At 65.0% G+C, this 25,200-nt stretch carries 32 protein-coding genes and 1 pseudogene; 14 read left to right on the forward strand and 19 right to left on the reverse strand.

All coding sequences use genetic code 11. The features are described from left to right. On the forward strand, positions 1-237 hold a 237-nt coding region (locus ABEI27_RS02095), incomplete at its 5' end, for a GNAT family N-acetyltransferase (protein WP_375797764.1). A 16-nt stretch (positions 238-253) separates the two neighbouring features. On the opposite strand, the gene ABEI27_RS02100 is transcribed toward ABEI27_RS02095, so the two are convergent. Beyond that, a complete protein-coding gene (locus ABEI27_RS02100; protein WP_375797765.1) occupies positions 254-1,627 on the reverse strand; it encodes a phosphoglucomutase/phosphomannomutase family protein in 1,374 nt (457 codons plus the stop codon). A gap of 78 nt (positions 1,628-1,705) precedes the next feature. Here ABEI27_RS02100 and ABEI27_RS02105 point away from each other — a divergent pair, with 78 nt between their 5' ends. After that, positions 1,706-2,245, forward strand: coding sequence for an NADPH-dependent FMN reductase (locus tag ABEI27_RS02105; protein ID WP_375797766.1), 540 nt, complete (start codon positions 1,706-1,708; stop codon positions 2,243-2,245). A 65-nt stretch (positions 2,246-2,310) separates the two neighbouring features. Here ABEI27_RS02105 and ABEI27_RS02110 read toward each other — a convergent pair whose 3' ends face one another. From ABEI27_RS02110 to larB, 3 genes are all read right to left on the reverse strand, one after another. Beyond that, complete coding sequence (locus ABEI27_RS02110; RefSeq protein ID WP_375797767.1) at positions 2,311-2,562, reverse strand: GIY-YIG nuclease family protein; 252 nt, start codon at positions 2,560-2,562, stop codon at positions 2,311-2,313. Positions 2,563-2,575: 13 nt separating this feature from the next. Then, positions 2,576-3,472, reverse strand: a complete 897-nt coding sequence (gene surE / locus ABEI27_RS02115; RefSeq protein ID WP_375797768.1) for a 5'/3'-nucleotidase SurE — start codon at positions 3,470-3,472, stop codon at positions 2,576-2,578. Between the two features lie 505 nt (positions 3,473-3,977). Beyond that, positions 3,978-4,754, reverse strand: coding sequence for a nickel pincer cofactor biosynthesis protein LarB (gene larB, locus ABEI27_RS02120; RefSeq protein ID WP_375797769.1), 777 nt, complete (start codon positions 4,752-4,754; stop codon positions 3,978-3,980). A 259-nt stretch (positions 4,755-5,013) separates the two neighbouring features. On the opposite strand from larB, the gene ABEI27_RS02125 reads away from it, so the two are divergent. Beyond that, positions 5,014-5,181: a DUF1931 family protein gene (locus ABEI27_RS02125; RefSeq protein WP_089765831.1), complete on the forward strand. Its 168-nt coding sequence runs from the start codon at positions 5,014-5,016 to the stop codon at positions 5,179-5,181. 73 nt (positions 5,182-5,254) lie between these two features. Here the strand turns inward: ABEI27_RS02125 and rpiA are convergent, their stop codons facing one another. From rpiA to ABEI27_RS02140, 3 genes are all read right to left on the reverse strand, one after another. Next, positions 5,255-5,947: a ribose-5-phosphate isomerase RpiA gene (rpiA, locus tag ABEI27_RS02130; RefSeq protein WP_375797770.1), complete on the reverse strand. Its 693-nt coding sequence runs from the start codon at positions 5,945-5,947 to the stop codon at positions 5,255-5,257. A gap of 63 nt (positions 5,948-6,010) precedes the next feature. Then, a complete protein-coding gene (locus tag ABEI27_RS02135) occupies positions 6,011-7,135 on the reverse strand; it encodes an ORC1-type DNA replication protein (protein ID WP_375797771.1) in 1,125 nt (374 codons plus the stop codon). A gap of 110 nt (positions 7,136-7,245) precedes the next feature. Beyond that, a complete protein-coding gene (locus ABEI27_RS02140) occupies positions 7,246-7,581 on the reverse strand; it encodes a hypothetical protein (RefSeq protein ID WP_375797772.1) in 336 nt (111 codons plus the stop codon). Positions 7,582-7,742: 161 nt separating this feature from the next. On the opposite strand from ABEI27_RS02140, the gene ABEI27_RS02145 reads away from it, so the two are divergent. After that, positions 7,743-8,354, forward strand: coding sequence for a transcription antitermination protein (locus ABEI27_RS02145; protein ID WP_375797773.1), 612 nt, complete (start codon positions 7,743-7,745; stop codon positions 8,352-8,354). A 136-nt stretch (positions 8,355-8,490) separates the two neighbouring features. Here the strand turns inward: ABEI27_RS02145 and ABEI27_RS02150 are convergent, their stop codons facing one another. The 5 genes from ABEI27_RS02150 to ABEI27_RS02170 form a co-directional block, all read right to left on the reverse strand. Beyond that, positions 8,491-8,760, reverse strand: coding sequence for a hypothetical protein (locus ABEI27_RS02150; RefSeq protein WP_375797774.1), 270 nt, complete (start codon positions 8,758-8,760; stop codon positions 8,491-8,493). Positions 8,761-8,890: 130 nt separating this feature from the next. After that, a complete protein-coding gene (locus ABEI27_RS02155) occupies positions 8,891-9,028 on the reverse strand; it encodes a hypothetical protein (protein ID WP_375797775.1) in 138 nt (45 codons plus the stop codon). A gap of 89 nt (positions 9,029-9,117) precedes the next feature. Next, positions 9,118-11,712: a PAS domain S-box protein gene (locus ABEI27_RS02160; protein WP_375797776.1), complete on the reverse strand. Its 2,595-nt coding sequence runs from the start codon at positions 11,710-11,712 to the stop codon at positions 9,118-9,120. Then, the gene (locus ABEI27_RS02165) at positions 11,713-11,856 is read right to left on the reverse strand and encodes a hypothetical protein (RefSeq protein ID WP_375797777.1); all 144 of its coding nucleotides are present in this window, start codon (positions 11,854-11,856) and stop codon (positions 11,713-11,715) included. It lies immediately after the preceding gene. A 313-nt stretch (positions 11,857-12,169) separates the two neighbouring features. Then, entirely contained in the window at positions 12,170-12,925 is a 756-nt protein-coding gene (locus ABEI27_RS02170) for a sensor domain-containing protein (RefSeq protein ID WP_375797778.1), read from the reverse strand. Positions 12,926-13,054: 129 nt separating this feature from the next. On the opposite strand from ABEI27_RS02170, the gene ABEI27_RS02175 reads away from it, so the two are divergent. The 6 genes from ABEI27_RS02175 (at position 13,055) to ABEI27_RS02200 (ending at position 16,110) form a co-directional block, all read left to right on the forward strand. Further along, on the forward strand, positions 13,055-13,417 hold the full coding sequence (locus ABEI27_RS02175; protein ID WP_375797779.1) for a helix-turn-helix domain-containing protein: 363 nt from the start codon (positions 13,055-13,057) through the stop codon (positions 13,415-13,417). Further along, a complete protein-coding gene (locus ABEI27_RS02180; protein WP_375797780.1) occupies positions 13,414-13,779 on the forward strand; it encodes a hypothetical protein in 366 nt (121 codons plus the stop codon). Before ABEI27_RS02175 ends, ABEI27_RS02180 begins: the two co-directional genes overlap by 4 nt. Then, the gene (locus ABEI27_RS02185; protein WP_375797781.1) at positions 13,776-14,045 is read left to right on the forward strand and encodes a hypothetical protein; all 270 of its coding nucleotides are present in this window, start codon (positions 13,776-13,778) and stop codon (positions 14,043-14,045) included. The genes ABEI27_RS02180 and ABEI27_RS02185 overlap by 4 nt, the downstream gene beginning before the upstream one ends. A gap of 90 nt (positions 14,046-14,135) precedes the next feature. Beyond that, entirely contained in the window at positions 14,136-14,816 is a 681-nt protein-coding gene (locus tag ABEI27_RS02190; protein WP_375797782.1) for a sensor domain-containing protein, read from the forward strand. Between the two features lie 13 nt (positions 14,817-14,829). Then, a complete protein-coding gene (locus ABEI27_RS02195; RefSeq protein WP_375797783.1) occupies positions 14,830-15,753 on the forward strand; it encodes a DUF4097 family beta strand repeat-containing protein in 924 nt (307 codons plus the stop codon). 3 nt (positions 15,754-15,756) lie between these two features. Then, positions 15,757-16,110, forward strand: coding sequence for an ArsR/SmtB family transcription factor (locus ABEI27_RS02200; protein WP_375797784.1), 354 nt, complete (start codon positions 15,757-15,759; stop codon positions 16,108-16,110). Positions 16,111-16,145: 35 nt separating this feature from the next. Here the strand turns inward: ABEI27_RS02200 and ABEI27_RS02205 are convergent, their stop codons facing one another. The 5 genes from ABEI27_RS02205 to ABEI27_RS02225 all read right to left on the reverse strand — a co-directional run bounded on the left by ABEI27_RS02205 (position 16,146) and on the right by ABEI27_RS02225 (position 19,019). Further along, positions 16,146-16,481, reverse strand: coding sequence for an ArsR/SmtB family transcription factor (locus tag ABEI27_RS02205; RefSeq protein WP_375797785.1), 336 nt, complete (start codon positions 16,479-16,481; stop codon positions 16,146-16,148). Positions 16,482-16,484: 3 nt separating this feature from the next. Then, positions 16,485-16,616 carry a hypothetical protein gene (locus ABEI27_RS02210; RefSeq protein WP_375797786.1) on the reverse strand — a complete coding sequence of 44 codons (132 nt, stop codon included), beginning with the start codon at positions 16,614-16,616 and terminating at the stop codon, positions 16,485-16,487. A gap of 132 nt (positions 16,617-16,748) precedes the next feature. After that, positions 16,749-17,060 (reverse strand): hypothetical protein, encoded by a 312-nt coding sequence (locus tag ABEI27_RS02215; RefSeq protein ID WP_375797787.1) that lies wholly within the window; start codon positions 17,058-17,060, stop codon positions 16,749-16,751. A gap of 1 nt (position 17,061) precedes the next feature. Further along, positions 17,062-17,433: an ArsR/SmtB family transcription factor gene (locus ABEI27_RS02220; protein WP_375797788.1), complete on the reverse strand. Its 372-nt coding sequence runs from the start codon at positions 17,431-17,433 to the stop codon at positions 17,062-17,064. 410 nt (positions 17,434-17,843) lie between these two features. After that, the gene (locus ABEI27_RS02225; protein WP_375797789.1) at positions 17,844-19,019 is read right to left on the reverse strand and encodes an outer membrane lipoprotein carrier protein LolA; all 1,176 of its coding nucleotides are present in this window, start codon (positions 19,017-19,019) and stop codon (positions 17,844-17,846) included. A 211-nt stretch (positions 19,020-19,230) separates the two neighbouring features. Here ABEI27_RS02225 and uvrB point away from each other — a divergent pair. The 3 genes and pseudogenes from uvrB to ABEI27_RS02240 all read left to right on the forward strand — a co-directional run. Further along, positions 19,231-21,288, forward strand: a pseudogene (uvrB, locus tag ABEI27_RS02230) (excinuclease ABC subunit UvrB); the annotation flags it as partial. Positions 21,289-21,851: 563 nt separating this feature from the next. Then, positions 21,852-22,946, forward strand: coding sequence for a sulfite exporter TauE/SafE family protein (locus ABEI27_RS02235; protein WP_375797790.1), 1,095 nt, complete (start codon positions 21,852-21,854; stop codon positions 22,944-22,946). 1 nt (position 22,947) lies between these two features. Continuing rightward, positions 22,948-23,403 (forward strand): universal stress protein, encoded by a 456-nt coding sequence (locus ABEI27_RS02240; RefSeq protein ID WP_375797791.1) that lies wholly within the window; start codon positions 22,948-22,950, stop codon positions 23,401-23,403. A 43-nt stretch (positions 23,404-23,446) separates the two neighbouring features. Here ABEI27_RS02240 and ABEI27_RS02245 read toward each other — a convergent pair whose 3' ends face one another. Both ABEI27_RS02245 and ABEI27_RS02250 read right to left on the reverse strand, forming a co-directional pair. After that, a complete protein-coding gene (locus ABEI27_RS02245) occupies positions 23,447-23,593 on the reverse strand; it encodes a hypothetical protein (protein WP_375797792.1) in 147 nt (48 codons plus the stop codon). A 59-nt stretch (positions 23,594-23,652) separates the two neighbouring features. Further along, entirely contained in the window at positions 23,653-24,822 is a 1,170-nt protein-coding gene (locus ABEI27_RS02250) for an SPFH domain-containing protein (RefSeq protein WP_375797793.1), read from the reverse strand. Between the two features lie 122 nt (positions 24,823-24,944). On the opposite strand from ABEI27_RS02250, the gene ABEI27_RS02255 reads away from it, so the two are divergent. After that, on the forward strand, positions 24,945-25,154 hold the full coding sequence (locus ABEI27_RS02255) for a hypothetical protein (RefSeq protein ID WP_375797794.1): 210 nt from the start codon (positions 24,945-24,947) through the stop codon (positions 25,152-25,154). Positions 25,155-25,200: the final 46 nt, after the last annotated feature.

A 25,200-nucleotide genomic window follows, 5' to 3' on the forward strand; every position in this document is an offset into this window, starting at 1 on the left:
GGCGAAGCCACCGCCGAGATCGACGACAGCGCGACCGAAATCGAACAGATCGCCGTCCACCAGTCGCGGCGCGGGCGCGGGATCGGCCGCGACCTCGTCGAAGCGGCCGCCGACCGTGCCGACGGCGTGCTTATCGCACGGTTCCCAGCAGGGGTCCGTCCCTTCTACGAATCGCTGGGGTTCGAGATTCGAGAAACCGACTGGGACGGGGATCGCCTGCTGGGTGTGCGGCAGTAACTCTGGAACTGTCGGCTCAAATCAACGGGGCGACGAGGTCTCGACCGGCCGAGAGCAGTGCGTCGGCGCGCTCCTGGCTCGCGGCCTCGGCGTAGACGCGCACGGCCGGTTCGGTGCCGGAGGGGCGTACAAGGAGCCACGAACCGTCCTCCAGGAGGAGTTTGAAGCCGTCGAGTGTGACGATCTCAGCGATCTCGCGGCCCGCGACCTGATCCGGGAGCGCGTCATCGAGTTCCTCGATCACGCGCGCTTTCTCGGAATCGGAGCACTCGAGGCTGATCTTCCCCGCGACGATGTCGCCGTGAGCGTCGAGCAGGCGGTCGACCCGCTCGTCCATCGGTTCGGCGGCCGCCGCGGCCGCGCCGAGGAGCCCCATCAGGACGCCGTCTTTCTCGCGGACATGCCCGCGGATCGAGAAGCCGCCGGACTCCTCGCCACCAATCAGGGCGTCGTGTTCAGCCAGTCCCTCGGCGACCCACTTGAACCCGACCGCCGTCTCGAAGACCGCCTCTCCGTGCGCCTCGGCGATGCGGTCGATCAGGAACGTCGTCGAGACGGTTCGGATCGCGGGCCCCGAATCAGATTCGAGAAGGTAATCGTAGGCCGCCGCGAAAAAGAGGTTCTCGTCGAGATGGCCGCGCTCTGGTGTGACGAACGCGACGCGGTCGGAGTCGCCGTCGTTGGCGACGCCGAGATCGGCGTCGTGCCTCTCGACAGCCCTGACGAGCGGTCCGAGATTCTCGGCGCTCGGTTCCGGCGGCGTCCCGCCGAACTCGGGGTCGCGGTCGTCGCGGACGCACACGACGTCCGCGCCCGCCGAGCGGAGCAGTTCGTCGGTGACGCCCCGGCCGGAACCGTGCATCGCGTCGTGTACCACGGTCAGTCCCGAGAGATCCGCATTGATCAACTCGCGGGCGTGTTCCGCGTGTGGCGTCGCGAGATCGATCCGCCGGACGGTGCCGCGTTCAGCCTGCGAGAGACGCTCGGGATCGGCGAGTCGGTCGGCGACGGCATCTGTCACCTCGGGGAGCGCGGGCGCGCCGTCCGCCGGGATGAACTTCACGCCGTTGTACTCCGCCGGGTTGTGCGACGCGGTAATCATCAGCGCGCCCGAGAGTCCCCGATCGACAATGGCGTGCGCCACGAGCGGAGTTGGGCAGTCCCGCTGAGGGAGGAGGACATCGAACCCGTTGCCCGTGAGGACGTCCGCCAGCGAGTCTGCGAACCCCTCTGAACTGGGGCGAGCGTCGTATCCAATCAGTACGGGCGCGTCGTGCCCCTCGTCGCGGAGGTAGTCCGCTACCGCCTGCCCGACGACCCGCACCCTGTCGTCGGTGAAAACGTCGAGTGTCGCACGCCATCCGTCCGTGCCGAAGGAGATTGCGTCCATACTTCTGGGTGTTCGTCATCGAACAAAAAGGTGCGGCGCGCCGTCGTGTTTTTCGCTCTCGGGGTGCGAGTACAGACGATGCTCACCGTCGCCGCCGTCAACGGAAGCCGCCGCGAACGGAGTTACACCAAGAAGTCGCTCCGGATCGCCCTCGACGCCGTCGCTGACGAGGCTGGTGTCGAGACTGACCTCCTCGATCTCAGCGCGGTCGACTTGCCGCTGTATCATCCCGACAGAGACGAACAGGGCGACTCCGCGGCCCTCCGAGAACGGGTTCGGGAGGCGGAAGCAGTCGTGATCGGTTCGCCCGTTTACCACGGTTCGTACTCCTCGACGTTCCGGAACTTCCACGACTACTGCTCGAAGGACGAGTACCGGAACACCGCCGTCGGACTCGTCGTCACCGCTGGCGGCGGGTCATACGGCCCGACGTTGGAACACCTCCGGAGCACGGTCCGCGGCGTCTACGGCCATACGGTCCCCGAACAGGTCGGCGTCCGGAACGCGTCGAGCAAGTACGACGGCGACAGGCTCATCGACGACGGGATCCGACGGCGACTCGAAGGACTAAGCGAAGCCGTCGTTGCCGAGGCGCGGCGGTTGCACCCGGAGGCCTGAGCAGCGCCGTCGTCGCCCCGACGAACCGGCGGCGAGACGACGCGGTCAGCCGAAGTCAGAGCCAGTCAGTCCAGGCCGACGAGTCGCGCCTTCGCCGCGCGGGAGAGTTGCTTGATCTCGTGCTCACGAGACATCGCTGCCGACTTCGAGTCGAAGGACTCGACGTAAACGAGTTTGACGGGCGTCCGGCCGCGGGTGTACTTCGCGCCCTCGCCGGCGTCGTGTTCGGCGACGCGCCGCTCGACGTCGGTGGTGTAGCCGGTGTACAGCGTCCCGTCGTCGCATTCGAGAACGTAGACGTGATGATCGGAGGACATCGGCGCGCGGCCGCTATTCAACACTGATGGTCTCGATGACGTCAGCGAGCGCCGCGCTGTCGGGCGACGCGTGTGTCACGGCGAGCGGGGAAACGCTGACCGCGGCGTCGACCATCGCGCGGCGGTCCGTGCCGACCGGGTAGCGGTCGCGGTGTTCGTCCGTCGGCGGGAAAGGGCTCTCCCAGCCGACGACGCCGGGCCACGTCTGGTCTTTGAGCCGTACGACGCGCTCGTCGGGGCCGATGTCCTCGGCTCCGACGCCGTCGAGTCCCAGTTCCGCCGGGAGCGCGCTGTCGGCCTCGGTGCCCCCGCTGTCCATCTCCTCGACATCCTGCTCGTAGTCGTGGTACGGTTCGGTGAGAATGACGGGCGGTGAGGGCGCGTCCACGGGCGCGTTGACGTTCAGGAGGTCCACGTCGTCGTAGACATCAGCGTCGAGTGCGCGGGCGACGAGTCGCCGGGCGATCCGCGCGGGGCGGGCGAAGTCGTACTCCTCGGGCGGCGAGAGGAAGAAGTCAGTCGAGTGGTAGCCCGAGATCGCGAGCGCCGGCGTGCCGAGAAACGCTGCCTCGATGCCCGCCCCGACTGTCCCGGAGCGACCGACGACGTAGTTGCCGGCGTTGGGGCCGTTGTTTACGCCGGAGACGACCACGTCGAAGTCCGTCCCCAGCCCTCGGAGTCCGTACGCGACGCAGTCCGCCGGCGTTCCGACGAGCGCGTGGCCCCAGGGGTGGTCGCGGATAACTGCCGCGTGACTGCGCGTCCGTCCGACACCGCTCTGGTTCGCGGCGGGCGCGACAACCGTGACGTCACCGAGCGCCGTGAGTTCGGTACGGAGCGTCGCGAGTCCCGGCGCGTCGATGCCGTCGTCGTTCGTCAGGAGGATCTTCGGGGACGGAGGGTCACTCATCGGGCGTGCGTTCGCCGAGAGGTCAGGTAGCCCTTCCGGTCTCGGTCAGTCGGCGTGACTGCGCTCGAGTGGGCAGTGCGACCGCTTTCGGGGGTGTGGAATTGAAGCGGTCGGGCGGCGGTTCACCCGCCCGACCTCAAACATCGGAACACGGCTTCGCGTGGTGGTCTGGATCCGCTTCAGTGGTCACGCTGTGCGGGTCCGCTGTCGTGCGACCTCCGCGATTCCTGCGTTCGCCGAGCAGTTTGGACAGGCGAGCAGTCGCCCGTGCTCATCGGCGAACACGCGTGCGAAACGGTCGGAGACGTGTGACCCGCAATGGTCACAACTTGGCATACGTGTTGCCGGCAGCCACCATTTGCCGGTACTCCTCCTACGAGCGTACCCCTTATATGGCTTCCCGCGCACGCGCGCGAGTCTCAATTTTGAACAAAAATAAGAGAGATAACGAAACGCGTGTTTGGCTATTCCGGTTTCGAAATCGAATAGCGCGTCACCGGGTACGTCACTCGGTCTGCGAGCGGGCGGCGCTGACGGCACGGGCGATCAAGCCCGCTTGTGTGCCGGCGACGAACCCGGCGTCGACGTTGACGACCGAGAGCACGGTACAAGACTGGAGCATCCCCGCGAGCGCCGCTTCACCGTCGCCGCCGTGGCCGTACCCGGAGGACACCGGGACACCGATCACAGGCGTGTCGACGAGGCCGGCGACGACAGTCGGGAGCGCTCCCTCTCGTCCGGCAGCGACGATCAACGCGTCGGCGTCGCGGAGTCGTTCCAGGTGGTCGAGAACGCGGCCGAGGTGGGCGACTCCCACATCGTCGACACGCTCGACAGTCGCCCCCATCGCGTCGAGGACCACCGTCGCTTCGCCGGCGACAGCCCCATCGGCGGTGCCGCCGGTCACGACTCCGACGGTAGCGTCGAGTTCGGGCGGGTCGTGGTCGGCCGTCTGCGCGAGGAGCGTCCGCGCTCGCTCGTCGTGATCGAACTCGATTGCGGCGTCAACGTCTTCTGCGGCAGCCTCGATGACTGCGTCGACATCGGCGTCAGATGTACGCGTGACGAGCGCGCGTCCGGTCGATTCGAGGGCTGCCGTCGCGAGCACCGCCACCTCTGCCGGCGTCTTGCCGGACGCCAGGATGCCTTCAGGGGCACCACGGCGTGACTCGCGGGCCGCGTCGAACCGTCCAGCACCGGTCGTGACGTAGCCTGCGAGTCGTGCCTCGGCCGCTTCAGGCGAGAGTTCACCGTCGGCGACTGCCTCGAGTAGGTCGCGCATAGCGCCGTTCGCTGGGCAGCAGAAACGAGTCTGTCGCTTCGGGGCCAGCGCGGGCCAGCCACTCGGGGCGGGATGTCAGGTACGACTGCCGCTTCACGGTGGTCTGACCGTCTAGAGCCGGGAATTTCGGTAGTCCTGCCAATGCGTCCCCCGGGTATATAAATTATTCCCATAGGAAACGCCACAGACACCGGCTACGGACGGAGACACGGACGATTTGGAAAATATTTTTATATAGTGCCGATATAGGACCACCTGTATGGCAGACCTTATTGTCAAGGCAGCCGTGAAGGAAGCGCTCCAGGAGAAGAACGTCGCTTCTGACTTCTACGACGCGCTCGACGACGAAGTCGAAGAACTGCTCGAAGACGCAGCCCGCCGCGCTGAAGAGAACGACCGCAAGACGGTCCAGCCGCGCGACCTGTAATTCCGGTACACTGACGCCGTTTTTTTGCAACTCCCTCCCGGCGAGCAGACGCCACCGCGGTCCTCGAGCGGCCTCAATCGGCCGTACGAACCTCGACGCCGTCGTCGGTACCGACGTATGCGGCGTCGGCGAGGTCGACGAACAACCCGTGCTCAACGACCCCTGGAACCGACGCGAGCGACGAGGCCAGTCCAGCGGGGTCGTCGATCGGACCGAACTCGCAGTCGAGGATCAAGTTTCCGTTGTCGGTGACGACTGGGCCGTCCTTGTGCTCGGCGCGGCGCAGCGTCGGTACCCCATCGAGATCCACGACGTCCCGTTCGACGGCGGGACGGGCGTCGGGCAGGATTTCGAGCGGAACCGACCGCGAGAGCGTCTCGGCGGACTTCGAGGGGTCGGCGACGAGAACGAGACGGTCGGCGACGGCGGCGACGACTTTCTCGCGGGCGTGGGCCGCGCCGCCGCCCTTGATCGCCGCCAGTTGCGTGTCGAACTGATCAGCCCCGTCGATCGCGAGGTCGATGCCGTCCACGCCCTCGAGCGAGCCTACCCGAACGCCGACCTCGCGCGCGAGATGCCGGGAATCGAACGACGTCGGGACGCCCACCACGTCGAGACCGTCGTCGACTGCCCGGCCGAGCGCGCGGATGGCGTAGGCGGCGGTGCTCCCCGTTCCAAGGCCGACTACGTCGCCGTCTTCGACCGCCTCGGCGGCGCGTTCGCCGGCCCGTCGCTTCTGGTCGTCAGTGCCGCCGGTCGTCTTCATACGCGGCGAGTCGACACGGGCACCCACAAAAGTTCCGTTCCGGGAGGGTCCCAGAGGGGTGTCTCATAGCCGTTCGAGAACCGCCTCGGCGTCGTATGCAAGCGACAGCGACCGCGAGCGACCGCGCCCCTCGACCTCGGTGTACGTGGCGTCGACGACACCGAGTTGATCGAGTTTGTTCACGATCTCCGAGTAGCGGGTGTAGCCGAGGTCGGTCTCCTCGTGGAACGCGTCGTAGACCGCACCGGCCCGATCGCCGTCGTGTTCGGCGATGACGCGGACGAGGTCGCGCTCGCGGTCCGAGAGGCCCCGGAGTTGCCGCGAGAGGTGGACGTACTTCGATTTCTCGTAGGCCGCCTCGACGTCCTCGTTCGAGACGGTTCGACTGGCGCGCATCTCCGCGTGGAGACCGGCGCGGCGAAGCAGATCGATTCCCACCCGCAGGTCGCCGCTCTCGGCGGTGAGTTCGGCCACGCGGTCGAGTTCGGGCGCGCCGACGACCCCCTCGTGGAAGCCCCGCTGGACCCGCTCGCGGAGGATGTCGACGATCTCGTCGACGTCGTAGACGGGGAAGTACACCTCCTCCGGCCGGAAGACGCTCTGGACCCGGCCGTCGAGTTCGTCGATAGCGTCGAGCGCCAGGTCCGAGGAGACAACGAGGACACCGATGCGGGCTCCCGAGTGAGCCTCGTGGGCTCTGAGAAGCGAGTAGAGCGTATCTGACGCCTCGTTCTCGTAGAAGAGGTAGTTCACGTCGTCGAGCGCGACTGCGAGGACCTCCTCCTCCTCGACGAGTCGGTCGGTGATCTGGCTGAACAGTTTCTTGAACGAGATGCCCGAGGAGGGCGGTTCGTACTCGAAGATATGCTCGAAGATCCGCGAGAACACCGCATACCGCGTCGAATCCACTTGGCAGTTCACCCGGACGGTCTGGACGCCGCTTTGCACGCCGAGTTCGCCGAAGAGTTTCTGGACCGCCGTGGTCTTTCCGGTGCCGGGCGGTCCGCGGACCATCGTGTTCAGCGGGCGCGACCCTCTGACGGCCGGACGAAGCGCGTATTTCAGGCTCTCGAGTTGGCTCTCGCGGTGCTCGAACGTCTCGGGGACGTAGTCGATCTCGAAGACGTGTTCGTCGCGGAAGACCGTCTCGTCCCACGAGAGCATCCCCTCCTCGGGGTCGTCCCTCATCGATTGAACTACTGCCAGGAATCTACTTAACCGTTCCCCAGCAGTCGGAAATGAGGCGAACGCCGCTTCGCTGGTCGTCGTCGCAGTCGGGCGATGTTCGAGTGTGGCGGTCACTCCGTCGCGAGGCGATACACGCGGAAGAGCGCGAACAACCCGACGGCGACCGCGAGGAGTCCGATACCGAGTGCCGACAGCGGCGCCGACCCGCGGAGGAACGGGCCGATCCCGCTGATTACGATAGAGACGGCAATCGCCGCGAGCAAGAGATAAAACAGGAGGAGCGTCGCAGTGCCCAAGACGTCCCAGAGCGCGTCGCGGGTCGCGCGGTACACCAGGTCGTATAGCGACTCGGGATCGATATCGTCTGGCAGGCGATCGCTCCGTCCGGAATCGTCTGGTGCGTCCAGGGCAGGAGAGCCGGCGGTGGTGTCGGTATCGGGGACCATACTGGACGATGAGCCAGTGACCACAAAAGGGTTGATAGCGACTCGGTAGCGGCCGCAGTCTGGACTCCTCGAAAGCAGACGTCCGACCCTCGCTATCCGTGGATCGATCGGGCACGATCGCCTGTCGATGGCTACAAACGGATCGCCGGTGATAATCGCATATGGACGGGACCGATCTCGAAGCCGAACTGCGCACCGACCACGAGACGGCCTTCTCCCGACTGGGTTCTTCGAAGGCGATGTACGCGCTCACCGCCGGCGAGATGGACGGTGACAGCGTCCGAACCGCGGCCGCCACCGACGCGTTGGCGCTCGCGTCGGTCCTCGAAGACTGGATCGATGACGCCGACGGCGACGAGACGTCGCTCTACGACGACCTCGCGGCGGCGGCCCGCGCACACGCCGACGACGTGACCGACGAACCGTCGCTCGACGCGATCCCGGAACTGTACGACCGCCTCGGCGAGCAGGAGTCCACGTCGGCCCGCCTCGGTGGACTCCTCGGGCGGTATCTGGTGTCAGTCGAATACGTCGGTCAGATGGTGGGCTTTTTTGTCGGCGACGCCGACCCGATGGCGGCCGATAGCTTCCGCGGACTCCGCTCGGATCTCGAAGCCGAGCGCGACCGTATCGTCGAGACACTCGACGCGGCGTGTGACGGTGACGACTGGGACGCCGCCCGCGACGCCGGCGACGCAGTGGTCGAGGCCGCCTACGACGACTACGTCGAGACGTTGCAGTCGATGGGGATCAAACCGAAGAACGTCTGTTGAGACCGGCTTCGACTCTCACCGGTGGGCGACCGTCCGCTCACGCAGTCGCCACGCCGAGTTATGTCGACGTGTCATAATCTCCAACCGAAACAGAGGGGCTCCGACGACGAGCCAGGCAGAAAACCGGGCGGCGAACTCAGACGCCCTCGACGCCCTCACGGAACGTCGAGATCTTCTCTTTAGCCTCCATAATCGCCTCGTGGGCCGTTCCCTCGGTCTCGTCGGCCAGTTCTTCGAGCGAGTTGGTGTGACGCGCGAGGCGCCCGTGGTCCGGGTCGCGATCGCGCGCTGCCAGCGACGCCAGCGCGTCGGACTGGTCGTAGATGCGTTTCTGTGCATCGCCGCTCGCGGCCTCCGCTGCGTCCCTGAGTCGCCCGCTCGCCTCTCGAAGCAGTTCTCGGGGCATAAACGACGGTTTTCCGCGGAGGGACAATGAATGTTTCATCGCCGCGCCGATCAATAGCGCTCCTCATCGGTGGTCTGTATCCAGAATCAGCAGAGGCAGCCGATACGAACCGCGGAGACGGCACCGGTCCTCAGAGCAGACCGAGTCCGACCCCCGCCGCGGCGCCGACGATCAGGGCGTTGGTCACGGGGCGCACGAGACTGGCCGTCCGCGCGTCGGTGCTGACGAGCCCGACCAGCGAACCGACGCCCGCTCCGACCAAACTCATCGTCTCGACGATGGCGACCGCGTACGCGCCGACCGGTGGTCGTTCCCGAGTTGATCGTCGCCCCCGACGGGGAGACCGTGAGCGAGTGGCTATTCGGCCGTCATTTCGACGCCCGTGATCTCGAATCGGGGCCCGCCCCGGGACCCGTCGATGACACTGATCTCCCACCCGTGCGCTTCCGCCACTCGTTTGACGATGCTCAGTCCGAAACCGGTCCCCTCCTGGTTGGTCGAGTAGCCGGCCGCGAACACGTCGTCGTGACTGTTCTTAGCGATTCCGGGCCCGTCGTCCTCGATATAGAACCCGTCGGCCATCGCACCGACAGTGACAGTCACGTCGTCGCCCCCGTGCTCGATCGCGTTTCGAAGGAGGTTCTCCAGGAGTTGTCGGAAGCGGTCGGTGTCGGCCTCGATGGTGAGCGTCGAGAGGTCGTTGTCCGGGAAGCGGAGGTCAGCTGCGCTCTCGGCGTCGGCCACGATGTCCCACACGGTGGTGACGACCTCCTGAACGGCGACAGAATCCATCGACCCGATGTCCCGGCCTTCGCGTGACAGTGTGAGCACGTCCTCGATGATGGAGTTCATCCGGTCGAGTGCGGTCTCGACCGTGTCGAGGTTGTCACTCCTGTGCTCCTCTTGAGCGAGTTCCAGTCGGCCCTCCGCGACGTTCAACGGCGTTCGAAGGTCGTGGCTGACGACGCTCGCGAACTCGTCGAGTCGATCCCGCTCCCGTTTGAGTGCCTTTTCGCGTTCCTTACGCTCGGTGATATCCCGGTTGTTCGTCACGATGCCGTTGATCGGGTCGTGATCGAGTCGGTTCGTCCCCCGCAATTCGAGCCAGCGCCACTCGTCGTCGGCCGTCCGGAATCGGCACTCGGCAGTCACCGTCGACCCGGGTTCGACGAGGAGTTCCGCGAACTTCTCGCGGACCGCAGTCACGTCGTCGGGGTGGATGAAGTCGAACCCGTTTTGACCGATGAACGCGTCCGGTCCGTAGCCCAGAACCCGCTCGACCGCAGGGCTCTGATACGTGATCGTCCCGTCCTCGGCGATGACCGTGACGATGTCAGAGGACTCCTCCAGATACGCCTCGTACCGCTGCAGTTCCCGTTCCCGGTTCTTACGTTCGGTGATATCGCGACCGGACATAAACACCGAAACGACAGCCCCCTCCTGGTCGGTCACGGGTCGGAAGACGCCCTCGAACGTGTGCGATTCACCGTTCGGTTGGTCGAGGTCAGCCTCGAACTCGACGTAGTCACCGCTTACAGCGCGGTCGATCCACTGTCTGGCCTCCTGACGAGTCTCGGCCGAGCGGTCGAACCACGGCGTCGTCCAGAGCGGATCGCCCACGACATCCGCCGGGTCGGCGTCGACGTACTCCATCGCCATCTGGTTGATTTCGAGGACAGTCCCGTCCGTATCGACGAATCCGACAAGCGTGTTCGGGTCGTTGAACACCGCCTGGTACCGGCGCTCTTTCCCCCGGAGATCCAGTTCCCGCCCCTTCCGTTCGGTCACATCACGCGTGATACCGACGGCCTGACGCGAGTCGTCGGCCGAATCGGTTTCCACGGAGACCGTGTCTCTGACCCAGCGGACGCTGCCGCGGTCGGGGTGCGTCCGGTATTCGAAAGTACCGCCGCCACGTTCGCCGTCGATCAGTTGCTCGTAGAACTTCCGGAACGGCTCTCGGTCCTCGGGATGGACCGTGCTGTCGAGATACGCTTCCCACGTCGTGATGTCCTCGGGGTCGAGTCTGAAGTACTCCTCGAAGGACCCGTGCCGGACGACCTCGCCGGTATCGAGGTCGAGGTCGAAGACGATCGACCGAGTATGATCGAGGGCGAGCCGCATCCGTTCTCGAGTGCGCTGGATTTCATACTCCCGTTGCCGGCGCTCGGTCACGTCGATAGCGATGCCGAGGACGGCCCGCTCGCCGTCGCCGAGGTCGAAGGGAAGCAACTGCGGTTCGAATAGGTGATCCTCCCCGTCCGCGTCGGTGACCACGACTTCCCGGAGGCGTGTTCGCGTCCCCGTTTCGATGACTTCGTCGAACGCCTGCTGGAGCCGGCTGGCAGCGCTCTCGTTGACCACCTCTCGCATATCCGTCCCTTCCAGTGCGTCGACTGTGGTCTCGTGAAAGGAAGCGAGCGCTTCACTGGCCAGCAGATACTGCCCGTCCGCGCTCACGACGTACAGCGGGTGCGGCAGGCCGTCGATGATCTCGCGAAGACGCTGTTCGCTCCGCTCGACCAGCTGCTGGGACCGGGAGTGCTCGATGGCGTTCGAGACCCGGTTCGCTAGGACCGTGTACTGATCGACCCCGTGCTCTTTCTGGAGGTAGTCGGTCACTCCGGCCGAGATGGCCTCGCTGGCGACTTCCTCGGATCCTTTCCCTGTGAACAGGATGAACGGAAGGTCTGGATAGTCCACACGAACCGCTTCGAGGAGTTCGATCCCGTTCAGGCCCGGCATATCGTAGTCCGAGACGATACAGTCGACGTCGGCCTCGGCGAGAACGTTTAGCGCCTCGTCTACGCTGGTCGCCGTGGTGACCTCAAAGCGGTCGTTCTCGCGTTCGAGATACGTCGCGGTCAGATCGGCGAAGTCGGGTTCGTCGTCGACGTGAATGACGTGGATGGACTCGGCCGGGGTGTCCACCAGCGACTGAAGGGCGTTCATTCACTGTCCCCCGTCGGACCCTGAACCGGTCAGTCGGTCGTCATCGGTTGAGACGGTCGCCTCATCGTCGGCTGAGACAGTCGCCCCGTCGTCGACTTTGGAGGGGAACTGTGAGTCGGAGACGACGGCTGCAGGAGTCGTCACATACAGCGTCGGTGCAGTACTGCTGTCGAATATGCGGCTTGGGTGAGTGTCAGACATCGTACTCAGGGGGGCGAAAGCAAAGTGTGGTCCGGCAGCGTTCGCATTTGGTGACCGGAACTCGCTAAACACGTGATTCTGTGTCTGTACGTGCGCCTCTCGTAAGAAAGTTACATCGTGAATCTCTGCGATGATATCAGCGGGCAGAGAACTGGTGCGGGTAGCGGGTCGGACGGGTGGGAGTGTCGCTCGAGACGCGAGACGGTTTCCGCTCGGTGGACAGCGTCAGTGGTGGTGTTGTGTCAGCCGTTGAGACTCACTGGAACCGCGCGATCAGCCACTTCCCGAGTAGCAGCCGAGCCCACTGCCCGCAGAGCCAGGCGAAGCCGTCGAGGATGGCCAGAACGAGGACGACCGCCAGGATGCCGCCGATCGACATCGCCACGGCATCGACGAGCGACGTGACCTGCCAGGAGGAGAGTCGGACCACGAACGAGACACCGACGAGCAGTTCGTTCCACGGGATGTACAGCGAGAGTTCCCGGGTCAACTCCGTCGGGAGAAAGACGCCGACGCGGACGCCGGGATTGTCGTAGTACAGTGGCGTGGCGACGACCGCGAACGCCGGAACCAGAAGTCCCACCAGGAGAGTGAACGCGATGACGCCGACGACGAGTTTCGTCGCGAGGAACCCGAGTCCGAGCCAGAGCGCCGGGTCGCTCACGAGGCGCTTCATTCCATCGAGGAGGCCGTCGGCGTCAACGACCCGCCACGGCGGAGACTCGATCTCGGTCCCGAGGAGCACTCTCGCCAGGCGGCGCTCGAAGGTCACGAACGCGATGCTCGTCGCCAACACGATCAAAAACAGCGGGATTCCGAGCAGGATGAAACTGAGGCCGATACTCACCGACAACCCGACCGAGAGAAATATGAAGTAGCCGAGTCCGAGCGGGAAGGCGAGGAGAAGATAGAGCAAATTCCCGTAGGTCCGGAGTCGGAACGGCGTGGTGACGACGGTGCGCAGGGAGGGTCGAGGGAGGGACGACCGGAGGCGGGCGACAGCGTCAGGCATACTACACGTTCGAATCACGGCCTCTGCGTCATAAGTATGCGGCCTGCGCGCGTTCGTGCGAGGTCGGACGGGTGACGGACGTGTCGGGGAGGCCACCATTTTTCACCGACGCACCGAAACGCGGAGACGATGCGTTCGGGTGACGGGCGTGGTGAGGACGAGGAAATCATCACCCTGATCGACGACGACTACGCCCGTCGAATTCTCATCGAGACGTACGGAGAGGCCCGTTCAGCCGAAGCGCTGAGCGACGCGTGCGACGCCTCCGAGTCGACGATCTACCGGCGCGTCGAACAACTTCGCGAACGCGATCTTCTGGAGGGCGTACAGCGACTCGATCCCGGCGGCCACCACCACGAGGAGTACGTCGCGCGGATGGAGCGCGTGACCGTCGAACTCACCGACGACGGATTCGTGGTGGACGTCGATCGAACAGAGAAGGAGGAAGCCGCCGACCGGTTCACGCGACTGTACGAGGAACTCTCGGGATGACTGAACACACAGAAACTGGACACGCGGCGGTGCGCGCAATCGGCGCGAGCGGCGACGTCGCACAGATCGACGTGGTCGGCGGCGCAGCGCCGACGGCGATCCTGGCGATTCTGGTGTTCTTCGTCGCCGTCGTCCTGTCGGTCCTCGTCACCTATCGGTACGCGGCGGGCTACCTGCAGACGCGAGAGCGCCCGTTGTTGTTCCTGACAGTCGGAATGCTCCTGCTCGCACCGGCGCCGATGTTCCTCCGACTCGTCCTCGGGAACGCCCCGGTTCTCGGCGCAACCGAGCGGGCGTTCGTCGTGAACGTGAGCAAACTGTGCGGCCTGCTCGTCATCCTCACGGTGGTTCATAAACAATGATTCCCGACCCCGTCACGACGGTTGTCGCCGCAGCCACCGCCATCGTGGGCGGATACGTCGCTTTCCTGGCGTATCGCGGGTACCGACGCAACGACAGCGAAACGATGCGCGTACTTGCCGTCGGTGTGCTGTTCATCGCCGTCGTGCCGTTCCTTGTCAGCCAGGTGCTCGCACCGGTGTTACGGTTCAGCGACGCCCAGGCGATTCTCGGCGTGACGGTCGCACACACCGTGGGGCTCGTCGCGATCTACCGGTCGTTCGATTGAAACTTGTATTTGAAACTTTTGGGGAGTCGCTCCCTCAGCGAGTCGGGTCCTATTTATACGGGATTCCCGCCCGTCGTCCCAGGTGGGACGATGAACCGAGCCCTCCGCACGGGACCCGGAACTGTTCTCAAGCAGTTCTTCGGCGTTCCGTTCCGCAAGCAGACGTATCGTAACATCGCATACCTCGCACTCGCCTTCCCACTCGGGTTGCTCTACTTCGTCGGCCTCTCGGTGGGGCTCTCGACGGGGTCGAGTCTCCTCGTCACCGTCGTCGGGGTGCCGCTCCTCGTGCTGACGCTCGTCGCGGCGGTTGGAGCCGCCGGCTTCGAGGCCAAACTGGCGAGGTGGCTGGTCGACGTCGACGCAACGCCGCCGGCAGCACTCGAGACGCTCGATTGGAACGTCGACAGCCTCGACGACCTCCTGACGACGACGAAGCAGTTCCTGACCGAACCTTCGACGTGGACCGGTCTGCTGCTCGTCGGGCTGAAGTTCGTGTTCGGGATTGTCGCGTTCACGGCGCTCGTCACGGCCGGAACGCTCGGCGCAGTGCTGCTCACCACGCCGGTGTTCTACGACGCCGCCGGCGTGAGCTACACGATTGGCCCATACCTCATCGACACGCTCGGTGAAGCCATCGCCGTCTCCGGCCTCGGGGTGTTCGTGGTCCTGGTTTCGCTGCACGTCCTCAACGGACTCGCGAAACTCGGCGGCTACACGACGGCGGTGCTGCTCGGAGCCGACGGCGAAACCGAATCCGAGGGCGCATAGAGGCGCTTAACCAATGGCACCCAACACCGGCTCCGACTCCACGGAGCCGTCTCGGTCGACCGGCAAGACGCTCAGCCGACGGTCGCTCCTCGGTGCGGCGGCCGCCATCGGCACCGCCGCTGTATCCGGCTGTACCGGGTCGTTCGTCCGGATAGAGAGTACCGAGACGACTGTCGAGCGTCAGTTCGAGGCGAGTGCGGTCGAACGGCTCGTCGTCTCTGACGCGACTGACGACGTGAGCGTGCAACGGGCCGACGGCGAGGTCGTCACGGTTCGCGTACACAAGCGAGCGCGAGGCGAGACGAGCCTCTCGGACCTCCAACTGCAGTCACAGATTGACAGCGGCGCCCTACAGATAGCCACAGAGGAGCCGGACGTCGTCGGGATCGGCGGCGGCAGTATCGCGCTGGAGGTCCACCTCCCCGCCTCGGTGCCCGTCGATCAGATCCGGACCACCGACGGAGACGTCTCCGTCAAGGGAACGGCCGGCGACGCGGTCATCGAGAGCGAGGACGGCGACCTCACCGCCAAGGACGTCACGGGCGGCGTCTCGGCAACGACGCAGGACGGAGCGATCAGTATCGACAGCGCCGGCGGCGTGGTCTCGGCGCGGTCGCGAGACGGTGATCTCTCCGTCGGCGGTCCTGAATCGATCCGAACCGTCCAGACGGACGACGGCGACGTCGTCGCCGAGGTCCCGGCAGTCACGGACTCCGCGACCGTTCAGTCGTCTAACGGCGACATCGTGGCCCGGATCGGCGAATCGCTCGACGCGACGATCGAGATCACTACCGACAACGGCGAGGTCGCCGTCGCCGATGCCCTCGGTGGACTCTCGATGACCTCCGAGCGACGCGTCGAGGCAACGCTGGGAGAAGGAACCAACGACCTGACGATCCACACCGGAGACGGCGACGTGACCGTCACGAGGATCTGACCGATGACGACGAACTCAGCGACGCCGCTGCCGCGCCAACCGACGGTCGAACACACGCCGCAGCCGGCGACGACCGTCGATGTCGATCCCGACGCGTCCACGGACGCACTCGACGCGTTGCGGTCCGAGACGGCGCGAGATATCGTCTCGGCGCTCGGCGACGGGCCGGCGACCGCGTCCGACCTCGCCGACCGCGTCGACACCTCGCTCCAGAACGCCTGTCACCACCTGCAATGCCTACAGGCGGCCGGACTCGTGACGGACGCTGGCTGCTGGTACTCCGCGAAGGGGACGGAGATGACCGTCTACGGCCTCACCAGCCGCCGACTCGAACTCCGACTCGGCTCGGGCGACTGAGTCGGTCGGGTTCGGCGGAGTCGCCGCCTCGGCGCTTATGAGTCGAACCGGATAACGAGTTCCGCAGTCAGCAGTCCGTACACGGTCATTTCTCTGCCTTTCGCCGAATACCACGTATCGACGGGTTCGACGAACCCGGCCTCACAGAGGCGTTCGATGTGGTATCGCGCGTTCTGGAGCGACGTCTCGGCGGCCGAGGCGATCTTGGAGACCGGTTTCGGACCGTCGCGAAGCGCCGCAAGAATCCGTCTGGCCGTCTCCGAGGAAAGCGCCGAGAGCGCCTGTCCGGAGTCGTCGCCGTCGACGACGACCTCTTTACGCGTCGATGCTGGTGAGGCGACCGACTGGCGGGTGGGGAGGAGACTCGCCATTGCTCACGAGCCACCGAGTCGGTCAGTCGCCCGTTCGAGGGCGAGGAGTCGCTCGGCTGCCGAAGCGCAGTCGGAGTCGGTCACTGCAGTGGAGGGGTCGCATCTCGCGTCGATCAAGGCCTTCGTGGGGACCATCGTGTTCGGTGGGACACACCACAGCAATAAGACATCGCCCGTGGAGTTTCTCACGGAGAACCCGCACCTGAAGATATAAGTGGCTGAGTGGGAGGCGGCGTCTGCAACCGCCGAGGGGGTCGATGAACGGGATCACTCTCGCGAGTGCAGGGAGTACGCGATGAGGACGACTCCGAGGAACTGCAGGCCGCGAGTCGCGAGCGTCAGCGGCTGCTGGTACTGCAGGCCGAGATAGCCCTCCCGCAGGAGGAGCGACCCGACGAACGCGAGGCCGAACGCGACGGTCGTGAGAAGCAGCAGGCCGAGCGACAGCGCCCGCATCGTCCGACTGTCGTGGCGGCGGTATCCGCGGTACGCCTGGTACCCGACGTAGCCACCGACCAGTGTCGAACCGAGCGCGAGCGCGAAGATCAGCCACTCGACGACGGCAACGCCCCCAGGCATCTCAGAGATTCTCCCACATCTTTGCGAAGCGATCTGCGGTGTCTGACTCCCGTTCCCCCGGGAACGCTTCCGGTTCGCGTCGCTGCACGTCGGCCTCGAAGGAACCCTCATCCAGTTCGATAGAGACCTCCGAGAGCGTCGCTGCGTAGACGCTGAAGTGGTTCCCGTCGTCTTGGATCTCCGTGCGCTCTTCGAGGAGGTCGTGCTCCTGTAGTCGTTCGACCCGCCGGTACACCGTCGGCTCGGACATCCCACACTCGTCGGCGAGTTGCTGTGCAGACATTGGTTTGACACTCGTTACAGCGAGGATCGACCGGGCGTACTCGTCGCTGAGGACGTCGAGAACGGCACCCGGATCCGGATCCTCACTCACGACTCGACTGAACGACCGGCGGCCGAATAAAAGCCGCCACGGCTTTCGAGTCCTGAAGCCGCGCCCGTATCGGGTCGTGAAGACCGGCGATCGACGCTCTCGGCGGCGTCGTAGCGAATCAACGAGGGCACAGGCGTCAAGGGTCGGGGCTGGAACCACGACAGGTTCCGGCAGTGGAGGGGCGAACACGTCAGCGGGGAGAGGGCGTTGGCCATACGGGCGGCGATGGACGAAACGACGTCGTAGACGGCGGTGCCGTCGAACTTCTGTGCGAGGCGTCCATCGCAGGTTGATTGAGGCACCGACGGATAATATACCGTCGGGCGGAGTTTCAGAGTCAGAAATTCCGGCCCCAACTATTGGTGGCCGCGAGGCAGTTGGGGCGAAAACGCTCGGAACTGCGCAGACAATCAGGAGGCCGGGCACCCGATCGACCGCCCAGTATCGACCAGTTGATCGATCTCGACGCCCGTGCCGCGGACTGTGTATCGGTACTGCTCACACGACCAGGACAACGAGGTCGTTGGGCCGCGATCGAGTGTCGCCGGCTGGCCGTCGATACTGAGGTCAGCCTCGCCCTCGTCCAGCGCATACGTGAAATTGTACTTGGCGGCGGTGAGTCGACGACCGTCAGCCGTGTACCGGAGCCCGACGCCCTGCACGCGGCCGGTAGTCCGGGTCGCGTACGTCAGCGAGAACGCCGGCGGCACCGACGGTTGCGGGACGGTGACTGTGGTCTGCTCGGTGAGCCGATCGACACTCCGGTACCACTCGGTGTCGGGCGTCTCCAGGCGGTTGATCGTCACGTTGGACCCGACGTCGGGACGGAAGGTACCCGCCGAAATCGACGTGTCGAAAGTGACGTTCGTGTAGGTGGTCGTCACCGAGCGACGGGTGCCGCTCTCGTTCCAGGTGGTCTGCGTGCGGAGCGGATAGAAGCGCTCCGTGTCGATCCAGAGCCGCTGTCGGTATCCGACGTCGCTGCGGTTCGTCGCCGGCGCGACGCTGAGGACGTACGCCGTTCGGTCGCCGACGGGGGCGGTTTCGACGTACTCGACGCGGTAGACACGAGTGGCCTCGGGACGGGGGTGTGACCCGCGCGGAACCACCGGCAGCGGCGCGACTGTCGGTTGCTGTGGTTGTCCGGCGGCGTCAGTCAGGCCGGCGGCCGCGACGAGTCGCTGGATCCGGGCGGGCATCACCGCGGTCGGCGTCCCGGCGAGTTCGACGACGGTCAGGTTCTGCCGGTCGCTGTCGTAGAGCCACAGGACAGAGCCGTTCGAGATCCGCCGTTCGTACCGGGCCGGCCCGCCGTCCCGGAACCGAATCCGTTCGCGATCCGTTCCCGGTATCAGCGTCACGTCCGCGACCGTGTGGGTCGTCGTCGCGTTCTCGCGGATCACGACTGATCGGGTCGCCGTGAGCGAATCGATCGACCGGTAGCGTTCACTCACGTTCGCGCTGACCTGTGGGTCGCCGCCAGGGATGGCTCCACCGGAAGGCCAAAAGACCAGCGAGAGGGCTATGGCGAGAAACAGAAGCACTACGACTGGGCGGCGGTCGAGGGGGAGGGCGTCGTCGATCATACCGGGGACGGCTACGGACGATTGAGTGCTACGGGTGCTGGCATGTAAACACCGGGGTATTGCGGCCGAGAGTCGGGTCGTAAGAGGCGGTGAGGGCTACACGGTATCTCCGCGACTGGGACGAGCGAGTCGTCGCGGCGGTGGGGGGTCGTGCCCCCCAACGGCGACACCACCGACTGTCTCAAGTGCGTGTATCCACTATCGTATTTCGATGAGTGACACCTCCGGGTCGAGTCCGCTCTCGCCCGATAGGCCGGCAGTGGATCGGGACTTCCGTGTCGCTGCGCCGTTCGATCCCGCGGGCGACCAGCCGGACGCCATCGGAGAACTGGTCGAGGGCTTCGAGTCGGGGATGACGAAGCAGACACTGCTCGGCGTCACCGGATCCGGGAAGACCAACACCGTCTCGTGGACCGTCGAGGAACTGCAACAACCCACCCTCGTTATTGCTCATAACAAGACTCTCGCCGCGCAACTGTACGAAGAGTTCCGGAACCTGTTCCCGGACAACGCGGTCGAGTACTTCGTCTCCTATTACGACTACTACCAGCCCGAAGCCTACGTCGAACAGACCGATACGTACATCGACAAGGATATGTCGATCAACGAGGAGATCGATCGGCTGCGCCACTCGGCGACACGGTCGCTTCTCACCCGCGACGACGTCATCGTCGTCGCGAGCGTGTCGGCCATCTACGGACTGGGCGATCCGACCAACTACACCGATATGGCGCTGCGGGTGGGACTGGGCGATCAGATCGACCGCGACGACCTGCTGGCGCGATTGGTCGATCTGAACTACGAGCGCAACGACGTCGACTTCCAGCAGGGGACGTTCCGCGTCCGCGGCGATACCGTCGAAGTGTACCCGATGTACGGCCGCTACGCCGCCCGGATCGAGTTCTGGGGCGACGAGGTCGACCGGATGACGAAACTGGATCCGCTGACCGGGGAGGTCGTCTCCGAGGAGCCTGCGGTCCTGATCCACCCGGCCGAGCACTACTCGATTCCCGAGGAGAAACTCGAACAGGCGATCGGCGAGATCGAGTCGCTGATGGAGGATCGCGTGAAGTACTTCGAACGACAGGGCGACCTCGTCGCCGCCCAGCGCATCGAGGAGCGGACCACGTTCGACATCGAGATGCTCAGAGAGACGGGATACTGCTCGGGCATCGAGAACTACTCGGTGCATATGTCCGACCGCAAGTCGGGCGAACCGCCGTATACCCTCTTGGACTACTTCCCGGACGACTTCCTCACGGTTGTCGACGAGTCCCACCAGACGCTCCCACAGATCCGCGGGCAGTTCGCCGGCGACAAGTCGCGGAAGGACTCGCTCGTCGAGAACGGGTTCCGCCTACCGACGGCGTACGACAACCGCCCGCTGACGTTCGAGGAGTTCCAGGAGAAGACCGACCGGACGCTCTACGTCTCGGCGACGCCCGGCGACTACGAGCGCGAGCACTCCGAACAGATCGTCGAACAGATCGTCAGGCCGACGCATCTCGTCGATCCCGAAATCGAGATCGAGGAGGCCACCGGTCAGGTCGACGACCTGCTGGACCGGGTGGACGAGCGGATCGAACGCGACGAGCGCGTGCTCGTCACGACGCTCACGAAGCGGATGGCCGAGGACCTGACCGAATTCCTCGAAGAGTCCGGCGTCGACGTCGCGTATATGCACGACGAGACCGACACACTGGAGCGGCACGAACTGATTCGCGACCTGCGATTGGGGAACATCGACGTGCTCGTCGGGATCAACCTTCTCAGAGAGGGACTCGACATTCCGGAGGTCTCGCTGGTAGCCATTCTCGACGCCGACCAGCAGGGCTTCCTCCGCTCGGAGACGACGCTGGTTCAGACGATGGGTCGAGCAGCGAGAAACGTCGCGGGCGAGGTCGTCCTCTACGCCGACGAAACCACCGATGCGATGCAGTCCGCCATCGAAGAGACACAGCGCCGCCGACGGATCCAGCGGGAGTACAACGAGGAGCACGGCCTCGAACCGACCACAATCGAGAAAGAGGTCGGCGAGACAAATCTCCCGGGCAGCGGTGAGAGCGGAACCGACGCGCCCGACGAGGAGCCGGACGACGAGGAGGAAGCGAGCGAGCGGATCGCCTACCTCGAAGGTCGGATGTCGGAGGCGGCCGAGAATCTGGAGTTCGAACTCGCCGCGGACATCCGCGACCGAATCCGCGAACTCAGACGGGAGTTCGGGATCCGCGACGGCGAGAGCGAGGAGGGTGTCGATCCCGGCGACGATCCGCTTGACGGCGTCCCAGTCGAGGATCCGATCGACGGCGTCCCGACGGGAGAGGAGACGTCCGACGTGGTCGGTCTGAACGAACCGGTACGGTCGGACGAGGATGTGGAGGGCGCGTCGGCCGACGCCGACGAGGACTGATCCCGCCGGAGCACCCGTTCGAGACGGTCACCGAGCGAAGTGACCGTGTATCCGGAGTCGGTAGCGTGCAGCGAAAGCGTCCTGCGGCACGGGCTAGAGAGAGGTGAGCTCTGACTCCGTCGAAATAAAAACTACACCGATGAGCCCCAGATCTCAAGACTTATTTTTCGGTCGTTGTTATGCAGCGGCTACGATGTGTCTGGATTCAGCGCGCCGCGGTGTCGGCCAACGTTACCGTCGCGATGCTCGTGGGGGATTCACCTAAATGCCCTCGCTCCCCGCGTTCTCACCGCTCGAATCGGCCGTCTTCGCTGCTGCCACAGACCGTAATCACGCTGTCGTCTCGCCCGTCCGACCGCCTGCCGCTCGTTCTCCCCGCCGGACGACTGAGCATCCGGATCGTAACTAACGCATACGCACCAATGAGTTCCGTCTCATACACCCGTGTCCAGCGATCGTTCCTCCGATATCAGCACGTTTTCGTCTTCCTCGCGCCACTCGTGTTCGTCTTCGGGGTGTTCTTCACCGCGCCGACGCCCGCAGGCGTCGAAATGAGTTACTGGCTCGAGTTCTGGTGGCTCTTCCCGGTGTTCTTGACCGGCGCGACGATCGTCAACACCGTCGGGATCAGCGGGTCGGCACTGTTCGTACCGTTTCTCATCTTCCTGTTTCCGCTCGCAGCCAACCCGCTGGAACCGGAGACGATCGTCAAGGTCGGACTGATAAGCGAGGCGTTCGGCCTGTCGAGTTCGGCCATCGCGTTCATCCAGTACGGCCTCGTGGATCGCCGGCTGGCGCTCACGCTGGTCGGAGGGTCGGTCCCCTTCGTCGTCGGCGGCGCGTTGCTCTCGTTCGTTATCCCGGAGCCGGTCTTCCACGGCCTCTTGGGGATCGCACTGCTTGCCGCGTCGTACCTCCTGTTCAAGACCGATCTGGATCACGAGGGGGCCAGCGATGAGCCGACTGAAGGCTCTGCGGACGAAGACCCCGCGGTGGACGGCGGCCGGGTCGACCTCCCGAACGACGCGGGAAAACTGGGGCCCGCGGGCGTCGATACCGATGAGGACGGGAACGTCACCCGCGTCGACCGCGAGGGCGACGACTACCGGTACACCCGCGGGGGCTACCTCCGCCGCTTCGCCAACTACAGCATCGGTGGGACGTTCCAGGGGCTCGCCGGATTCGGCATCGGTGAACTCGGCATCATCTCGATGCTCGGGACGACGGTGCCCGTCCGCATCGCCATTGGCACGAACCACATCGTGGTCGCGCTGACGGCCGTCCTCGCCTCGCTGGTCCACGTGTTCGGCGGCGGCCTCGTCGGGGGACACACGCTCAGCCTGGCGTCGACACCGTGGAATATGGTCATCTTCACAGTCCCGGCGACAGTCACGGGCGGCCAGATCGCCCCCTACGTCTCGAATGCACTCAGTACGTCGACGATCAAGACCTTCGTCGGCGGCCTCTTCGCGATTATCTCCGCGGCGCTGTTCCTGATGGCCGTGGGGGTGGCCTGAGATGTCCGGTCCTTATGCGAGGATCCTGCTGCCAACGGACGGCAGCGACGCGTCGCTCTCGGCGGCGGCCCACGCTGGAACACTCGCAGAGGCGTCCGAGGCGAAGGTTAACGTCGTTTCCATCGCAGACACCCGGAACCGCTTCGAGAGTCCGAGCAGCGGGCTGGCTCCCGAGGCCTGGGAGGAGGTCGAGCGCGAGCGCGCGGGAACCGCAATCGAGGAGACGGTCGCGCACCTCCCAGACGACATCGCAGTCGAGCGGACGATCGTGACCGGCATCCCGCAAAACGAAATCCTCAATCTAATCGAAGAACTCGGCGCCGACGTGGTCGTGATGGGAACGCACGGCCGCTCAGGACTGGATCGCTATCTCGTCGGGAGTGTGACCGAACGAACCGTCCGACACTCACCCGTGCCGGTTTTGACCGTCAGCACTACCCGAACCACCGACGAGTAGCAGTTTGACTCCCGGTACTGCGTCGCGGAGTCGACTGTCGCTACTACTCCCGGCGAGCCCGCACACGCATCTCGACGTACTGATCGGCCCACTCGAGGAAATGCTGTTTCAGCCGGTCGAGAACACGGTTTTCCGAATTCGGTGGCGTCTCCTCACCGCCCGAGACGGGCGGGCCGCGTTCGTGACTCATATCTGCAGGACGACCGGGACACAAAATAACTGTAACGATCGTTCGACTACTTTGCGGGGTCAGTCCTGCTCGTAGGCGTCCTCAACGTTCAGCTCGACGTCGGTATCGGCCGCGACGTCCTCTGATCGGTCGTCCAGGTCGCTGGCGTTTCCGATCCCGTCGACAGACTCGACGATCTCCTCTACGTCGTCGATGCCGAGCAGTTCGCGCGTCTCCGCGTCGAAGTCGAGACTGTCGAGCCCCGCCGACTCCTGAACGTCGGAGTCGGTGAGTTGCCGACCGTAGCGGCCGAAGAGACTCGTAAGTTCCTGCGGGAGGACGAACGTCGTCGACTCGCCCTGGCCGATCGTCTCGAGACTCTCCATCCCCCGCTCGACGATTGCGCGCTCACCCATCGACTCGGCGGACTTCGCCCGCAGTACGGTCGCGATCGCGTCGCCTTGTGCCCGGAGGACCGAGGCCTGCTTCGTCCCCTGTGCGCTGATGACGTTCGCCTGTTGCTCGCCCTGAGCCGATTCGATCGCCGAGCGGCGCTCGCCCTGCGCTTCGAGGATCATCGCCCGGCGGCGGCGCTCGGCGGAGGACTGTTGCTCCATCGCGCTCTGGACGTCGCGACTGGGCTTGACGGTGCGGACTTCGACGCTCTCGACGCGGATGCCCCACTCGTCGGTCGGTTCGTCGAGTTCCTCGTTAATCCGACGGTTTATTTTCTCCCGCTCCGAGAGCGTCTCGTCAAGTTCCATATCACCCATCACAGCCCGTAACGTGGTCTGTGCGAGGTTCGACACCGCGCGCTTGTAGTTGTCGACCTCGAGGAAGGCCCGTTTTGCGTCCATCACCCGGATGTAGACGACGGCGTCGGCGGTGACGGGTGAGTTGTCGCGGGTGATCGCCTCCTGTTCCGGCACGTCGATCGTCTGCGTCCGCATATCGAACGGGTAGGTCCGCGACACGAACGGCGGGATGACGTTGAAACCGGGTCCGAGGAGTTTGCGGTACTCTCCGAACACGGTCAGCGCTTCTTTCTCGTAGGCGTCAACGATCTCGACCGTGCTGTACACCGCCGCGGCCGCGAGCGCGAGCGCGACGATCCCGAGGACCGTCGTCGGATCGTTCCCGAAGAGGGCGAAGGTGATCGCGGCGATCAGCGCGACGCCGACTGCGGGACCAATCCAGTTGGGGATGCTACCGGCGGAGAGACGGCCAAGTTCCCGGAAGAGACTCGCCATACTGAACGTTGGGAACGTGTCACATTAAGGGTGTCCCGCACCGGGGCCCCGTCGGAACCGAACCGATCTCCTGGCTATCATATATCCGAAGGCACATGCCTGTGAATATCGACTCACGGACTATGCACCGACTGAGTCCCGACACCGACCGCGGAGCGCTGGATGTGGAGGATCTACTGCAGATCATCCTGAGCCTCGTGGTGGTGTGGCTGATCCTAGAGGTCATCGAAGGCGTGCTCGGCATCGTCGGATGGATTCTCGGCCCGCTGCAACCGCTTGTGGGACTCACCGTCATCGCCCTGATCGTGCTGTGGCTCCTCGATCGGATCTAGCCCAGTAGCGAGCGGGGCTAACTCACCCACGTCGGTTCCGGGGTGA

This window comes from Halobellus sp. (assembly GCF_042218505.1).
GTDB lineage: Archaea > Halobacteriota > Halobacteria > Halobacteriales > Haloferacaceae > Haloquadratum.

Excerpts from the sequence above, each read along its gene's own strand:
- ABEI27_RS02255 (WP_375797794.1), top strand. The coding sequence starts at position 24,945 with ATGCACCGACTGAGTCCCGACACCGACCGCGGAGCGCTGGATGTGGAG.
- larB (WP_375797769.1), bottom strand. The coding sequence starts at position 4,754 with ATGCGCGACCTACTCGAGGCAGTCGCCGACGGTGAACTCTCGCCTGAA.
- ABEI27_RS02110 (WP_375797767.1), bottom strand. The coding sequence starts at position 2,562 with ATGTCCTCCGATCATCACGTCTACGTTCTCGAATGCGACGACGGGACG.
- ABEI27_RS02160 (WP_375797776.1), bottom strand. The coding sequence starts at position 11,712 with ATGAACGCCCTTCAGTCGCTGGTGGACACCCCGGCCGAGTCCATCCAC.
- ABEI27_RS02210 (WP_375797786.1), bottom strand. The coding sequence starts at position 16,616 with ATGGTCCCCACGAAGGCCTTGATCGACGCGAGATGCGACCCCTCCACT.
- ABEI27_RS02155 (WP_375797775.1), bottom strand. The coding sequence starts at position 9,028 with ATGAGTTTGGTCGGAGCGGGCGTCGGTTCGCTGGTCGGGCTCGTCAGC.
- ABEI27_RS02125 (WP_089765831.1), top strand. The coding sequence starts at position 5,014 with ATGGCAGACCTTATTGTCAAGGCAGCCGTGAAGGAAGCGCTCCAGGAG.
- ABEI27_RS02205 (WP_375797785.1), bottom strand. The coding sequence starts at position 16,481 with ATGGCGAGTCTCCTCCCCACCCGCCAGTCGGTCGCCTCACCAGCATCG.
- ABEI27_RS02235 (WP_375797790.1), top strand. The coding sequence starts at position 21,852 with ATGAGTTCCGTCTCATACACCCGTGTCCAGCGATCGTTCCTCCGATAT.
- ABEI27_RS02195 (WP_375797783.1), top strand. The coding sequence starts at position 14,830 with ATGGCACCCAACACCGGCTCCGACTCCACGGAGCCGTCTCGGTCGACC.
- ABEI27_RS02105 (WP_375797766.1), top strand. The coding sequence starts at position 1,706 with ATGCTCACCGTCGCCGCCGTCAACGGAAGCCGCCGCGAACGGAGTTAC.
- ABEI27_RS02145 (WP_375797773.1), top strand. The coding sequence starts at position 7,743 with ATGGACGGGACCGATCTCGAAGCCGAACTGCGCACCGACCACGAGACG.
- ABEI27_RS02250 (WP_375797793.1), bottom strand. The coding sequence starts at position 24,822 with ATGGCGAGTCTCTTCCGGGAACTTGGCCGTCTCTCCGCCGGTAGCATC.
- ABEI27_RS02185 (WP_375797781.1), top strand. The coding sequence starts at position 13,776 with ATGATTCCCGACCCCGTCACGACGGTTGTCGCCGCAGCCACCGCCATC.
- ABEI27_RS02225 (WP_375797789.1), bottom strand. The coding sequence starts at position 19,019 with ATGATCGACGACGCCCTCCCCCTCGACCGCCGCCCAGTCGTAGTGCTT.
- ABEI27_RS02200 (WP_375797784.1), top strand. The coding sequence starts at position 15,757 with ATGACGACGAACTCAGCGACGCCGCTGCCGCGCCAACCGACGGTCGAA.
- ABEI27_RS02190 (WP_375797782.1), top strand. The coding sequence starts at position 14,136 with ATGAACCGAGCCCTCCGCACGGGACCCGGAACTGTTCTCAAGCAGTTC.
- ABEI27_RS02245 (WP_375797792.1), bottom strand. The coding sequence starts at position 23,593 with ATGAGTCACGAACGCGGCCCGCCCGTCTCGGGCGGTGAGGAGACGCCA.
- ABEI27_RS02240 (WP_375797791.1), top strand. The coding sequence starts at position 22,948 with ATGTCCGGTCCTTATGCGAGGATCCTGCTGCCAACGGACGGCAGCGAC.
- ABEI27_RS02140 (WP_375797772.1), bottom strand. The coding sequence starts at position 7,581 with ATGGTCCCCGATACCGACACCACCGCCGGCTCTCCTGCCCTGGACGCA.
- ABEI27_RS02215 (WP_375797787.1), bottom strand. The coding sequence starts at position 17,060 with ATGCCTGGGGGCGTTGCCGTCGTCGAGTGGCTGATCTTCGCGCTCGCG.
- ABEI27_RS02175 (WP_375797779.1), top strand. The coding sequence starts at position 13,055 with ATGCGTTCGGGTGACGGGCGTGGTGAGGACGAGGAAATCATCACCCTG.
- ABEI27_RS02100 (WP_375797765.1), bottom strand. The coding sequence starts at position 1,627 with ATGGACGCAATCTCCTTCGGCACGGACGGATGGCGTGCGACACTCGAC.
- rpiA (WP_375797770.1), bottom strand. The coding sequence starts at position 5,947 with ATGAAGACGACCGGCGGCACTGACGACCAGAAGCGACGGGCCGGCGAA.
- ABEI27_RS02170 (WP_375797778.1), bottom strand. The coding sequence starts at position 12,925 with ATGCCTGACGCTGTCGCCCGCCTCCGGTCGTCCCTCCCTCGACCCTCC.
- ABEI27_RS02150 (WP_375797774.1), bottom strand. The coding sequence starts at position 8,760 with ATGCCCCGAGAACTGCTTCGAGAGGCGAGCGGGCGACTCAGGGACGCA.
- ABEI27_RS02180 (WP_375797780.1), top strand. The coding sequence starts at position 13,414 with ATGACTGAACACACAGAAACTGGACACGCGGCGGTGCGCGCAATCGGC.
- surE (WP_375797768.1), bottom strand. The coding sequence starts at position 3,472 with ATGAGTGACCCTCCGTCCCCGAAGATCCTCCTGACGAACGACGACGGC.
- ABEI27_RS02135 (WP_375797771.1), bottom strand. The coding sequence starts at position 7,135 with ATGAGGGACGACCCCGAGGAGGGGATGCTCTCGTGGGACGAGACGGTC.